This window comes from Pseudomonas putida (assembly GCF_030159595.1).
GTDB classification, from domain to species: Bacteria; Pseudomonadota; Gammaproteobacteria; order Pseudomonadales; family Pseudomonadaceae; genus Aquipseudomonas; species Aquipseudomonas putida_AC.
In genome coordinates this window covers 441,116-454,137 of the sequence record NZ_BSKJ01000001.1, presented here as the reverse complement: position 1 = coordinate 454,137, position 13,022 = coordinate 441,116, and the positions used below count along the sequence as shown (strand labels likewise).

Below are 13,022 nucleotides of genomic sequence, written 5' to 3'. Positions count from 1 at the left end.
AATGTAGTAAAAACCACAACATTACACACAAGTGTTACAGACAAGTGGTACGCCAACCGCGCCGACAGTACGATAGACGACCGTGCAAAAAGCCTGCTGCTTCCACAGCCGGCTGTCTTCCCGACCCAAGGACACACCCATGGACCGCGTGCGAAACCTCCTGGAACAGATCCAGGGACGCCTCGACGAGCTGAACAAGGCCGAACGCAAAGTCGCCGAAGTCATCCTGCTCAACCCGCAACAAGCCACCCGTTTCAGCATTGCTGCGCTGGCCCAGGCGGCCAAGGTCAGCGAACCGACCGTCAACCGCTTTTGCCGCTCGTTCGGCGTCAGCGGCTACCCAGAACTCAAGCTGCAACTGGCACAGAGCCTGGCCAGCGGCGCCGCCTACGTCAGCCGTGCGGTAGAAGCTGACGATGACCCGGCCGCCTATACCCAGAAGATCTTCGCCAGTGCCATCGCCTCGCTCGACAGCGCCTGCCAGCAGCTGGACCCGCAGCAGGTCAGCCGCGCCGTGGACATGATGATCCAGGCCCGGCAGATCCACTTCTTTGGCTTGGGCGCCTCGGCCCCGGTGGCTCTGGACGCCCAGCACAAGTTCTTCCGCTTCAACCTGGCAGTATCGGCCCACGCCGATGTGCTGATGCAGCGCATGCTGGCCTCGGTGGCGCACACTGGTGACCTGTTCGTGATCATTTCCTACACCGGGCGCACCCGCGAACTGGTCGAAGTGGCCCGCCTGGCGCGTGAAAACGGCGCCTCGGTGCTGGGCCTGACCGCCGCCGGCTCGCCGCTGGCCAACGCCTGCAGCCTGAGCCTGCACATTCCGTTACCAGAGGACACCGACATCTACATGCCGATGACCTCGCGGATCATCCAGCTGACCGTGCTCGATGTGCTGGCCACCGGCATGACCCTACGCCGCGGCGTGGACTTCCAGCCGCACCTGCGCAAGATCAAGGAAAGCCTGAACGCCAGCCGCTACCCGGTCGAGGACGACGAACTCAACTGAGCCTGTGCGCCTGCAAGCGCAGGTGGGCACGCTGCCCCGGCGCCAGGCTCAGGCCCTCGCCACTGCCGCTGGCAGCCTCGACGCAGACAAAGCGCTGAGTTTCACGGCCAGTCACGCCCATCAGCGGGCGGTTGCCCGGGTGCCAGACCACGGTGTCGTCGCTGTCACCGGTATCGATGCACAGCTCGCGCTGCCAAGCCGGGTCTTGTAGCTGCACCCGGGGCGTACCCGGGTAGACCTTCTGGCAGCCGCCCTTGAGCTTCAGCGCGCCCTCTTCACGGCAGGCCTGGCGATTGAGGCGGTCGTAGCCTTCGATATCCTCAAGCCCAGACAGCGCTATCTCGGACACGTCACTGATGCGCCAGTAGGCCAGCAGCGCATGGCTCAACTGGCAAGGCTCGCTGTCCTGGTGCTCGGTGCTCAGGCTCAGCTCCATGCGGCTGCCGAGTCTTGCATGCAGGTCGACCTGCCAGTCGCACAGGTCCAACCGCCATTTCAGGGTGACGCCCTCCTCGTCCTCGCGGCTGTCCACCAGTTTCCAGTCCAGCAGCCGTGCCCAGCCATGCGCAGGCCACAAGTCCTCGCTGGGGTGGCGGCCATACCACGGCCAGCACACCGGCACGCCCCCACGGATCGCCCCCACCTGCGGCCACTGCTCGGCGCACCACAGCCAAGGCCGCTCGCCCGCCGGTTGAAAATGCAGCAGTTGCGCGCCTTGGCGGCTGAATACCGCCTGGCAACGGGGATGATCGATGATCAGCACATCACGCTGCTGGTAACGCTCCCACTCGAATGTCGGCCTTGGCCGCTGCGAGACAAAGAAGCGATGGAGCGGATGTTCGGGCATGGTTCAGAGCTCTTGTTGTTTGAGATAGCGCTGTCTCGGCCTATCCCCGACAACCACTGCAGGCCAGTGGATGCCGGGAACCGATAAGGGATTGGCGTAAATTTACAACAAATGCCCTCAGAATGACGACTGAATCTTCAGGCCTGCGACCAACGCGTTGTCCACCTCGTCCACCCCGCCGGGGCTTTTGATGTACTGCAGGTTAGGCCGTACGGTCAGCCAGTTGGTGACGTGGAAGCCGTAGTAGAGCTCGGCGTTGTACTCGGTACGCTGCAGCGGCACGAAGCCTGGATTGTCGTAATCGTTGATACCGCTCTGGGCGTTGAGCAGCTCGGCGCGCTTCTTCACGTCGTCATTTACATGAATACGCGCCACACCGAAGCCGATGTCATCCTTGGGCCGGGCATCGAAGGCGCCTTTGTAGACCAGCCCCACCTGCTGGTAGTTGTCGACCACGTTGGTGGCCTTGTCGTGCACGGTGAAGTTGGCGAAGAGGCTGAGGCCGCGGTTGACGTCGCCGCCATGGGCAGTGACCTGCTGCTGCGCCACTACCCACCAGCCGTGCTTGCTGGAGTGCGACTTGAAAGCCTCACCGGTCAGCGCTTGCGGGTTGCCATTGACGTCATCGAACACGTCGTCGGCCTTGGCCGTGCTGTAGTAATAACCCAGGCGATACTCGCCCGGCAGCCCGTTGACCTTGGGCGACCACACCGCCTCCACCGGCAGGATCGCGCCCTTGGTGCCGCTGCCGCTGAGTTTGAAGCCGTTGCCGGTTTCCAGGTTGGAGGGGTTCTGCTCGAAGGCGCCGACCTGCACGAAGAATGCCGGGGTGATGTTGTATTTCACTCGCAGCGCCCACTGGCTGACCGGCCAGTTGTACCAGATGCCGCCAACCCAGTTACCCACCTGTGAGCCGCAGAAGGCCAGGTTCTGGAAGTCGCAAGGGAAGCTGTTGAAGTCTTCGCCTTCGCCAAACTGGCCGAATTTCACGTCCAGGGCGCCGTCGAAGTACTTCTGCTTGATCCACATCTGGGTCAGGCGCCAGGTCTGGCCGCGCCCCCACACCTCCTGCACCGAACTGAACTGCCCGGCACGCGGGTCGCTGATGCGGTCGTTGGACAAGTTGCGGCCACTGCGCTCGGTGATCGCCAGCTTGAACTCGGCATCGTGCCAGCCAAGGATCTTCTGCAGGTCCAGGTGTGCGCCAAGGGCAAACTGGTCGCTGTAGCGGGCCGTCTTGTCGTCGTTGTAGCCGCCGTGAAGGTTGCCGGCCACCTCGCCGACGTAGTCGAGGGTGAAGTCGTACCCCTTCTCCAGTAACTCGGTACGGGTACCGCCCCAGTCGCCGGTCATCCATTTCGATTCGCTGGAGAAAGCTTCGGCAGCCTGCGCGCCGCTGCTGCCGACCACGGCGAGCAAAGCCAGCGAGCCCAATGTCCTGATGCGTTTGCGCTGTTCCATCCCTTTGCGTCCTCTTTTTTCTTATTGATGGTGTAGACGAGTCAACGGCCTTTGAAGTGAGCCACGTTGTCCTTTACCGCTGCGCCAGGGCTCGCGAGGTGCAGACGCACACCCGTACCGGCATCGAACAGCAGCGCCCTGGCCGGGTCGAATTGCAGGTTGAGCTTGTCACCGACCTGGCACGCCACATCTGGCGCCAGGCGGCAGCACACCTTGGTCTGGTTGAGGGTGACGAACACCAGCAAATCCGGCCCGGTGGGTTCGGTTACTTGCACTTCGGCGCGGATGCCCGGCAGGCCGTTGCCCTCGGCGGCGCCCAGGGCGATCTGCTCGGGACGGATGCCGAGGATGATGTCGCGGCCATCCAGCTCGTCAGCGGCCAGCCCCAAGGGCAGCTCGCAACGCGCCTGGCCGCTGTCGAGCACGGCCAGCAAGCGCCCCTCCTGCTGGGTGAGGCGCACCGGGATGAAATTCATCGGCGGCGACCCGATGAAGCTGGCGACGAACTGGTTGGCCGGATCGTTGTAGATCTGCTGCGGGGTGCCGAACTGCTGGATGATGCCGTCCTTCATCACCGCCACCTTGTCGCCCAGGGTCATGGCCTCGATCTGGTCATGGGTGACGTACACGGTGGTGGTCTTCAGGCGCTGGTGCATCAGCTTCATTTCGGTGCGCATCTCGACCCGCAGCTTAGCGTCGAGGTTGGACAGAGGCTCATCGAACAGGTAGATCTTCGGCCGCCGCGCCAGCGCGCGGCCCATGGCCACACGCTGCTGCTGACCACCAGACAGTTGCGCCGGCTTGCGCAAAAGCAGGTGCTCGATCTGCAGCAGCTTGGCCACCCGCGCCACCTCTTCGTCGATCGCGGCCTGCGGCAGCTTGCGGATCCTCAGGCCGAACTCGATGTTCTCGCGCACGCTCATGGTCGGGTACAGCGCGTAGGACTGGAACACCATGGCGATGTCGCGGTCCTTGGGGCTCATGCCACTGACGTCCTGGTCATCGATGAGGATGGCGCCGCCCGTGATCTGCTCCAGGCCGGCGATGCAGTTCATCAAGGTCGATTTGCCGCAACCAGAAGGCCCGACCAGGATCAGGAACTCGCCGTCCCTGATCGACAACTGGATGTCCTTGAGGGTATCCGGCAGGCCGCTGCCGTAGGTCTTGTTCACATTGCGAAGTTCGAGCGTTGCCATGACTTACCCCTTGACCGCGCCGGCGGTCAGCCCGCGGACGAAATATTTGCCTGCCACCACATAGACCAGCAGGGTTGGCAGGCCGGCGATCATCGCTGCCGCCATGTCGACGTTGTATTCCTTGGCCCCGGTGCTGGTGTTGACCAGGTTGTTCAGGGCCACGGTGATCGGTTGCGAGTCGCCACTGGAGAACACCACGCCGAACAGGAAGTCGTTCCAGATCTGGGTGAACTGCCAGATCAGGCAGACCATGATGATGGGCGTGGACATCGGCAGGATGATGCGGCGGAAGATGGTGAAAAACCCGGCACCGTCCAAGCGTGCCGCCTTGACCAGCGCATCAGGGATGCTCACATAGAAGTTGCGGAAGAACAGCGTGGTGAAGGCCAGGCCATAGACCACATGCACCAGTACCAGGCCGCTGGTGGTGCTGGCCAGGCCGAGCTTGCCGAGGGTGAACGAGGCCGGCAGCAGCACGGTCTGGAACGGCAGGAAGCAGCCAAACAGCAGCAGGCCGAAGAACAGCTGCGAACCACGAAAGCGCCACATCGACAGCACATAACCGTTCAGCGCACCAATGGTGGTGGAGATCAGCACCGCTGGCACGGTGATCATGATCGAGTTCCAGAAGTAGCCGCTGACCGTGCCCCAGGCCTTGACCCAGCCAATGCCGGTGATCACCGCCGGCCAGCTCAGCAGATTGCCGGTGCTGATGTCGTCCGGGGTCTTGAAGCTGGTCAGCAGCATCACCACCAGCGGCACCAGATACAGCAGCACCGCGATCAGCAACACCGCGTGGATGGCAATGCGGCTCAGACTCAGTGCCGGTTTGTCGACAGGGCTATGCATGGCGTTTGCTCCGCAGCTCCGAGTACAGGTAAGGCACGAGGATCGCCAGGATCGCCCCGAGCATGAGGATGGCACTGGCCGAGCCCATGCCCATCTGGCCGCGGCTGAAGGTGAACGCGTACATGAACATTGCGGGCAGGTCGGATGAGTAACCCGGGCCACCGGCGGTCATCGCTGCCACCAGGTCGAAGCTCTTGATGGCGATGTGCGAAAGGATCATCAGCGCACTGAAAAACACCGGACGCAGGCTGGGCAGCACCACGGTCCAGTAGATGCGCGGCAAGCTGGCGCCATCCATCTGCGCAGCGCGGATGATCGATGGATCGACGCCACGCAGGCCGGCCAGGAACATCGCCATGATGAAGCCCGAAGCCTGCCACACGGCGGCGATCACCAGGCAGTACACCACCCGGTCGGGGTCGATCAGCCAGTCCAGGCGAAAGCCCTCCCAGCCCCAGTCGCGCAGCAGCTTGTCCAGGCCCATGCCGGGGTTGAGCAACCACTTCCAGGCGGTGCCGGTGACGATCATCGACAGCGCCATGGGGTACAGGTAAAGGGTGCGGATGAAGCCTTCACGGCGAATGCGCTGGTCCAGCAGCACCGCCAGCAACACACCGATGGCCAGGCTGATGGCGATGAACAGGCCACCGAACAGCAGCAGGTTCTTGCTCGCCACCCACCAGCGGTCGTTGTCGAACAGCCGTGCGTATTGCGCCAGGCCGGCCCATTTGTAGGTGGGCAGGAAGGTCGAGGTGGTGAAGGACAGCACGAAGGTCCAGAGGATGTAGCCGTAGAACCCCACCAGGACGATGAACATGCTGGGTGCCAATACCAGTTTGGGCAGCCAGCGCTGAAGCGCGTCCAGGGGCGAGGCCCGCAGTTGGGCGGTAGTTGTGGTCATAGATAGGATCCCGAGGTAGTGGCGGTGCTGCGCACCGCTTCGCGGGCACGCCCGCTCCCACATGGGCCCTGCTCGCCGCAGGTCTTAGGCAGGGCGCCAGACCCGTGGGAGCGGGCATGCCCGCGAATAGCGGTTACTGGGCAGCCTTGATCGCCGCCGCCAGTTTCTTCGCCGCATCGGCCGGGTCGGCCTTGGGGTCGTTGATGTAGTTGGTCACCACATCGAAGAACGCACCCTGCACGGCCAGCGTGGTGGCCATGTTGTGCGCCATGCTTGGCTGCAGGCCGCCGGTTTTGGCATCCGCCAGGAAGTCTTTGGCAGACGCCTGCGCGCAGGCGTCGAAACCATACTTGCCCATATCGGCGAGCATGTCGTTGCGCACCGGGATCGAGCCTTTGTTGGTGCTGAAGACCTTCTGGAATTCCTCACCCAGCACCTTGCGGGCAATGTCCTGCTGGCCGGCGGACGTGCCGGGGTTGTTCTGCTTGAACACCACCAGCGAATCGATGTTGTAGAGGAAGGCCTTTTCGGTGCCGGGGAACGGCACGCACTGGTAATCCTTGCCGGCGGTTTTCTTCGCCAGGGTCCACTCGCTCTTGGCCCAGTCGCCCATGATCTGCATGCCGGCCTTGCCATTGATGACCTTGGCCGCTTCCAGGTTCCAGTCCTGGCCTTTGCCATCCGGGTCCATGTAGGTGGCGACCTTTTTCAGCTCAGTCAGCGCCTTGACCATGTCCGGACCGGTCAGTGCGGCGCTGTCGAGGTCGACCATGGCCTTCTTGTACCCTTCAGTGCCCATGACCGACAGCACCACGCTTTCGAACACGGTGCTGTCCTGCCACGGCTGGCCGCCATGGGCAAGCGGGATGAAACCTCCGGCCTTGAGCTTGTCGGCGGCGGCATAGAATTCGTCGAGGGTGACGGGCGCCTTGTCGATACCGGCCTTCTTGAAGACTTCCGGGTTGATCCACAGCCAATTGGTACGGTGGATGTTTACCGGTACGGCGACGTAGTCACCGTCGTACTTCACGGTGTCGGCGACCTTCTTGTCGAGCAGCGAGTCCCATTTTTCTGCCTTGGCCACATCCTTGAGCACATCGGCGTCCAGCAAGCCGGTTGCCGCCCAGTCCTGGATGTCCGGGCCTTTGATCTGTGCAATACCGGGTGGGTTGCCGGCCACGGCGCGGCTCTTGAGCACGGTCATGGCCGTGGCACCGCCTCCGCCAGCAACGGCGCCATCCTTCCACATGAAGCCGTCTTTTTCGACCTGGGCCTTGAGCACATCGGCGGCCGCTTTTTCACCCCCTGAGGTCCACCAGTGCACCACCTCGACACTGCCTTTGGGTTCGGCAGCCTGGGCACTGAGCGGAAGTAGGGAAGCCAGGGAGATTGCGGCAGCGAGACGGAGCGTGGAATTCATCGAAGCACCTTTCTTGTTGTTATGCCGTGCAAGTCGATCGCTTGCGTTGCATGAAGTCTAAACAGCGTGCCCACCTCGGCAGGTAACGAAGCGATGCGTGAATGTCATCGTTTGGTTACATTGCCGGTACAGGCCACACAACGATTCACTCCATGCCGCGTGGCAGATACAAGGTCACCCGCAACCCACCGTCTCTCAGGTTCAGCAAGCTCACCTCGCCCGCGTGGCTGTGAGCGATGTTGCGGGCAATCCCCAGCCCAAGCCCATAACCCTGCTGCTGCCCGGCCAGGCGAAAATGCGGCTCGAAAACCTGCTCCAGCTGCTGCTGCGGCACACCCGGCCCCTGGTCATCCACCTGCAGCACAACCCCCTCGGCACTGTCGATGATGCGCAGCCGCGCACGCTCGCCATACTTGATGGCGTTGTCGATCAGGTTGCCAATGCAGCGCCGTAGCGCCAGCGGCTTGCCGGGGTATGGCGCCAGCGCCCGGCCTTCAACCGTGATGCGGCCATCACGCAGATAGGGCTCGGCCAGTATTTCCAGCACCTGGTTGAGGTCCACCGGCTCGATGTTTTCGTGAATATCGGTGTCTTTCACACACTGCAGGGCGCCTTTCACCAGCAGTTCCAGTTCATCCAGGTCCTGACTGAACTTGGCCTGCAGACGCTCATCCTCCAGCAGTTCGACGCGCAGGCGCAGCCGCGTGATGGGTGTGCGCAAGTCGTGGGAAATGGCGCTGAACAGCTGACTACGTTCAGTCAGGTAACGGCTGATACGCTCGCGCATGCTGTTGAACGCCCGGCCCACCTCGACCACCTCACTGCCGCCGCCTTCAGCCACCGGCGCCACATCGGCGCCCAGCGACATCTCCCGCGCGGCCCGTGCCAGGCGCTTGAGCGGCCAGCTCTGCCAGTGCACCAGCAAACCGATGAACAACAGCAGCATGGCGGTGGTGAGCACGATGAAACCGATCTGCTGGCGTGGCAGGCGTTCGGCCTCAAGGCTGGTATAGGGCTCGGGCAGCAGCGAGGCGATGTACAGCCACTCGCCCTCGCCCAAGCGGATCTGCGTTACCAGCACAGGTGGGTTGAGCGGCTCCAGGGTCAGCGAGTAATGCGCCCAGGAGCGTGGCAGCTCGTCGAGCTTCAAGCCGCTGTTGAAAATGCGCAGGTCATCGGGCGCGACAAACTCGACAGAGATGTCCATCTGCGAGCCCAGCCGTTCGTGCAGCACCTGCTGGAATACATCGACCACCGCCTGCTTGCGTGGGGTGATGGGCAGCACGGGCATCTCCAGCGGCTTGGCGTTGAGCGAGACGAAAAAGCGCGTGCCGCCCATGCTGCGCAACTGGTCAAGCACCATCGGCCGATAGGCCACAGGCAGCGAGCGAAAGTAACTGACACTGGCGCTCATCGAGTGGGCCAGGCTGCTGGCGCTGGCGCGCAGCCCCTGCAACTGGCTGGCACGCAACTGGGCCACCCAGATGATGCTCGACAGGCCCTGGGCCAGCAGCACCACCAGCAACGTCAGCAGCAGCATGCGCCCCAGTAGCGAACGTGGTAGCACGCGCCAACGCCGCTCAGGGCGCATTGCAGACATGCGTCGCCAACAGGTAGCCGCTGCCACGCACCGTGCGGATCAGCCGAGGGGGTTTGTCGGTATCACGCAAGCGCTGGCGCAAGCGGCTGACCGCCATGTCGACGATGCGGTCCAGCGGCATCGGCTCGCGGCCACGCGTAGCGTTGCCGATGGTGTCGCGGTCGAGAATCTGCTGCGGGTGGTCGAGGAACAGCTTGAGCAGGGCAAAATCGGCGCCGGAGAGGATCACCTCTTCGCCATCGCGGTGGAACAGCCGATGGCTGACTGTGTCCAGGCGCCAGTCATCGAAGGCCAGCACAGCACTGCCCGGCGCCGCCTGGCCGAATTCGGTGCGACGCAACAGGGCCTTGATCCGCGCTTGCAGTTCGCGCGGGCTGAAGGGTTTGCCCAGGTAGTCGTCAGCGCCCAGTTCCAGGCCAATGATCCGGTCGGTTTCGTCGGAGCTGGCAGTGAGCATGATGATGGGTACCCGTGCCTGCCGCGGGTGCTGGCGTACCCAGCGGCACAGGCTGAAGCCGTCTTCGTCAGGGAGCATGACGTCGAGGATGACCAGGTCGCAGGGAGTGGTCTCCAGCGCGCGGCGAAAGCCCTTGCCGTCGGCTTCGGCATGCACCTGGAAGCCGGATCGGCTCAGGTAGGTTTGCAGCAGTTCGCGGATTTCCTGGTCGTCGTCGACCATCAGTATCGATTTGCCGGCCGTGCTCAAGGTGGTCCGTCCTCTTGTTATTCACAGGTCTTCATTGCCTGTTTTTATTGAGGCCGCTTTGCGGCCCCAGTCAGTGATCCAGCGCTTGCTGCAAGGCCACGCCAGCCCCCAGCAACCCGGAAAACTCCGCCGTCACCAGCCACACCGGCACCCCGGCAAAGTAGCCACTCATGCAGCCCTTGTCGGCAAAGCTCGCGGCAAACCCGCTACGCAGGAACAGTTCGGCAAAACGCGGGATCACGCCGCCAACAATGTAGACCCCGCCCCGCGCGCCCAGCGTCAGCACATTGTTACCCGCCACACGTCCAAGGAACCGGCAGAACTGCTCGACCACCGCCAGCGCCCGTGGCTCACCACCCAGCGCTGCGTCGGTAATCTGCGCCGGGGTTTTGTGCCTGGGTGTATCGCCATCCAGCGCACAGATTGCCTGGTACAGCCGCACCAGGCCACCGCCACTGAGCACGGTCTCGGCACTGACATGGCCGATCTGCCCGTGGATCTGCTGGTGGATCGCCGCTTCGCGGGCATTGCCCACCGGCAGGTCGACATGCCCGCCCTCTCCCGGCAAGGCTTGCCAATGCTGTTCGCCCAGGCGCAGCAGCGACCCCACGCCCAGGCCAGTACCTGGCCCGATCACCAGCGCCGGCCTCGATGGGTCGGCCAGGCCTGGGCACACGTCGCGGTACTCGCCTTCCCGCAGGCGGGTCATGCCCAGCGCCATGGCGGTGAAATCGTTGATCAGCAGCAGCCGCTCGACCTGCAAGGTCTTGCAGAAGGCCACGCGGCTCAGGCGCCAGTGGTTGTTGGTGAAGCGGAACTCATCGCCATCGACCGGCCCGGCTACTGCCAGGCACACCGCCGCCAGGCCGCCGCGGGCAATACCCTGGCTTTCCAGATAGGCTTCGATGGCCTGCTCCGGGCTGGTGTAATCCGCCGTGGCGAAGACGTTGACCTCATGCAGCTGGTTGTCACGCCACAACGCAAAACGGGCATTGGTGCCACCGATGTCGCCAACCAGCAGGCCCTTCATTTGAGGTTCTCCAGGGCCGAGGTGAAGGCACTGGCGCCCTGCTCTGCCGGGCTGAACGCCATGCGCATGAAGCCGAACAGCTCGCGCCCGCAGCCCAGGTCGTTGCCTTGGGGCGCCGGTGGCAGGTCGCGGCTGGCCAGCGCTTCGGCCGACACCATCACCCGCAGCGTGCCTTCGACACCGTCGACCCGCACGATATCACCATCGCGCACCCGCGCCAGCGGGCCGCCGTCATAGGCTTCGGGGCATACATGGATGGCTGCCGGGATCTTGCCCGAGGCACCGGACATGCGCCCGTCGGTAACCAGCGCCACTTTGAATCCACGGTCCTGCAGTACACCAAGGAATGGCGTGAGCTTGTGCAGTTCGGGCATGCCATTGCAACGCGGGCCCTGGAATCGCACCACGGCAACGAAGTCACACTCCAGTTCGCCAGCCTTGAACGCGTCGGCCAGCGACTGCTGATCGTGGAACACCCGCGCCGGGGCCTCGACCACTTGGTGCTCAGGGGCCACGGCAGACACCTTCATCACGCCACGGCCCAGGTTACCCTCCATCACCCGCAGGCCACCTTCGGCCGAGAACGGCCGCGCCACCGGGCGCAGGATGGTTTCGTCCAGGCTCTGCTGCGGCCCTTCGCGCCACACCAGCTTGCCGTTGTCGAGGAACGGCTCCTGGGTGTAGCGGCGCAGGCCGTGGCCGGCCACGGTGTTGACGTCCTCGTGCAGCAGCCCGGCATCCAGCAGCTCGCGGATCAGGAAGGCCATGCCGCCAGCCGCCTGGAAGTGGTTGATGTCGGCCTTGCCGTTGGGGTAGACGTGCGACAGGGTCGGCACCACCTCGGACAAGTCGGCCATGTCCTGCCAGGTCAGCTGAATACCCGCAGCCTGGGCAATCGCCGGTATGTGCAGGGTGTGGTTGGTCGAGCCGCCTGTGGCGTGCAGGGCAACGATGGAGTTGACCAGTGCCTTTTCGTCGACGATTTCGCCCAGCGGCATGAAGTTGCCACTGGCCTTGGTCATGCGCGTGACCTGCTGCGCGGCTTCGGCAGTGAGTGCATCGCGCAGCGGGGTATACGGGTTGACGAACGAGGCACCCGGCAGGTGCAGGCCCATCACTTCCATCACCAGCTGGTTGGTGTTGGCGGTGCCGTAGAAGGTGCAGGTGCCAGGGCTATGGTAGGAGTTCATCTCCGACTCCAGCAGCTCTTCGCGGCTGGCCTTGCCTTCGGCATAGCGCTGGCGCACATCGGCCTTCTGCTTGTTGGAGATGCCGGAAACCATCGGCCCGCCTGGCACGAAGAGGGTCGGCAGGTGGCCGAAGCGCAGCGCCCCCATCATCAGTCCGGGGACGATCTTGTCGCAGATGCCCAGCATGAGCGCGGCATCGAACATGTTGTGCGACAGCGCTACCGCAGTGGACATGGCGATGACTTCACGGCTGGCGATGGCCAGCTCCATCCCCGGCTCGCCCTGGGTCACGCCGTCGCACATGGCCGGCACGCCACCGGCGAACTGGCCGACCGAACCGACTTCACGCAGGGCCTGCTTGATCTGCTCGGGGAAGTGCAAGTACGGCTGGTGGGCAGACAGCATGTCGTTGTAGGCCGAGACGATGGCCACGTTGGCCGCGTTCATCAGGCGCAGGGTCTGCTTGTCCTCGCTGCCGCAACCCGCCACGCCATGGGCGAAGTTGGCGCACTGCAAGCTGGCACGCATGGGGCCTTCACTGGCCGCGCCGCGAATCAGCTGAAGGTAGCGTTCGCGGGTGGCACGGCTGCGTTCGATCAGCCGCTGGGTGACCTCAAGGATGCGCGGATGCATGTACTGGACTCCAGGCTAATTGTAAGGGCGGTTTACCAGGCATTTCCCCTCCAAACGATTGCGGCCTAGGCTCAAGGTAAGGAGCCCGCTGCATCGGTGGAGGCACATCGCCCAACCACTCGTTGTATGTTTAAACAAAATACTGCCACTAAAAAGGCTTGTTTTCTATCGGCCAGT

The 13,022-nt window shown here is 63.6% G+C and carries 11 protein-coding genes; 1 reads left to right on the top strand and 10 read right to left on the bottom strand.

Translation table 11 applies throughout. From position 1 onward, the window contains the following. The first annotated feature begins 148 nt into the window (after nt 1-148). Entirely contained in the window at nt 149-1,012 is an 864-nt protein-coding gene (gene hexR / locus QQL85_RS02055; RefSeq protein ID WP_284355086.1) for a DNA-binding transcriptional regulator HexR, read from the top strand. On the opposite strand, the gene QQL85_RS02050 is transcribed toward hexR, so the two are convergent. The 10 genes from QQL85_RS02050 to edd all read right to left on the bottom strand — a co-directional run bounded on the left by QQL85_RS02050 (nt 1,005) and on the right by edd (nt 12,845). Beyond that, the gene (locus QQL85_RS02050; RefSeq protein ID WP_284354972.1) at nt 1,005-1,859 is read right to left on the bottom strand and encodes a D-hexose-6-phosphate mutarotase; all 855 of its coding nucleotides are present in this window, start codon (nt 1,857-1,859) and stop codon (nt 1,005-1,007) included. The genes hexR and QQL85_RS02050 overlap by 8 nt on opposite strands. Nucleotides 1,860-1,976: 117 nt before the next feature. Continuing rightward, on the bottom strand, nt 1,977-3,320 hold the full coding sequence (locus QQL85_RS02045; RefSeq protein WP_284354971.1) for a carbohydrate porin: 1,344 nt from the start codon (nt 3,318-3,320) through the stop codon (nt 1,977-1,979). A 41-nt stretch (nt 3,321-3,361) separates the two neighbouring features. Further along, a complete protein-coding gene (locus QQL85_RS02040) occupies nt 3,362-4,516 on the bottom strand; it encodes an ABC transporter ATP-binding protein (RefSeq protein WP_284354970.1) in 1,155 nt (384 codons plus the stop codon). Between the two features lie 3 nt (nt 4,517-4,519). Further along, the gene (locus QQL85_RS02035) at nt 4,520-5,365 is read right to left on the bottom strand and encodes a carbohydrate ABC transporter permease (RefSeq protein ID WP_284354969.1); all 846 of its coding nucleotides are present in this window, start codon (nt 5,363-5,365) and stop codon (nt 4,520-4,522) included. After that, complete coding sequence (locus tag QQL85_RS02030; protein WP_284354968.1) at nt 5,358-6,266, bottom strand: carbohydrate ABC transporter permease; 909 nt, start codon at nt 6,264-6,266, stop codon at nt 5,358-5,360. The genes QQL85_RS02035 and QQL85_RS02030 overlap by 8 nt, the downstream gene beginning before the upstream one ends. A gap of 133 nt (nt 6,267-6,399) precedes the next feature. Next, nucleotides 6,400-7,686, bottom strand: coding sequence for an ABC transporter substrate-binding protein (locus tag QQL85_RS02025; protein WP_284354967.1), 1,287 nt, complete (start codon nt 7,684-7,686; stop codon nt 6,400-6,402). A gap of 145 nt (nt 7,687-7,831) precedes the next feature. Next, complete coding sequence (locus tag QQL85_RS02020; protein WP_284354966.1) at nt 7,832-9,286, bottom strand: ATP-binding protein; 1,455 nt, start codon at nt 9,284-9,286, stop codon at nt 7,832-7,834. Then, the gene (gene gltR / locus QQL85_RS02015; RefSeq protein WP_284354965.1) at nt 9,267-9,992 is read right to left on the bottom strand and encodes a two-component system response regulator GltR; all 726 of its coding nucleotides are present in this window, start codon (nt 9,990-9,992) and stop codon (nt 9,267-9,269) included. Before gltR ends, QQL85_RS02020 begins: the two co-directional genes overlap by 20 nt. A gap of 70 nt (nt 9,993-10,062) precedes the next feature. Further along, nucleotides 10,063-11,022, bottom strand: a complete 960-nt coding sequence (locus QQL85_RS02010; protein ID WP_284354964.1) for a glucokinase — start codon at nt 11,020-11,022, stop codon at nt 10,063-10,065. Beyond that, nucleotides 11,019-12,845 carry a phosphogluconate dehydratase gene (edd, locus tag QQL85_RS02005; protein ID WP_284354963.1) on the bottom strand — a complete coding sequence of 609 codons (1,827 nt, stop codon included), beginning with the start codon at nt 12,843-12,845 and terminating at the stop codon, nt 11,019-11,021. The genes QQL85_RS02010 and edd overlap by 4 nt, the downstream gene beginning before the upstream one ends. Between the last annotated feature and the right edge of the window lie 177 nt (nt 12,846-13,022).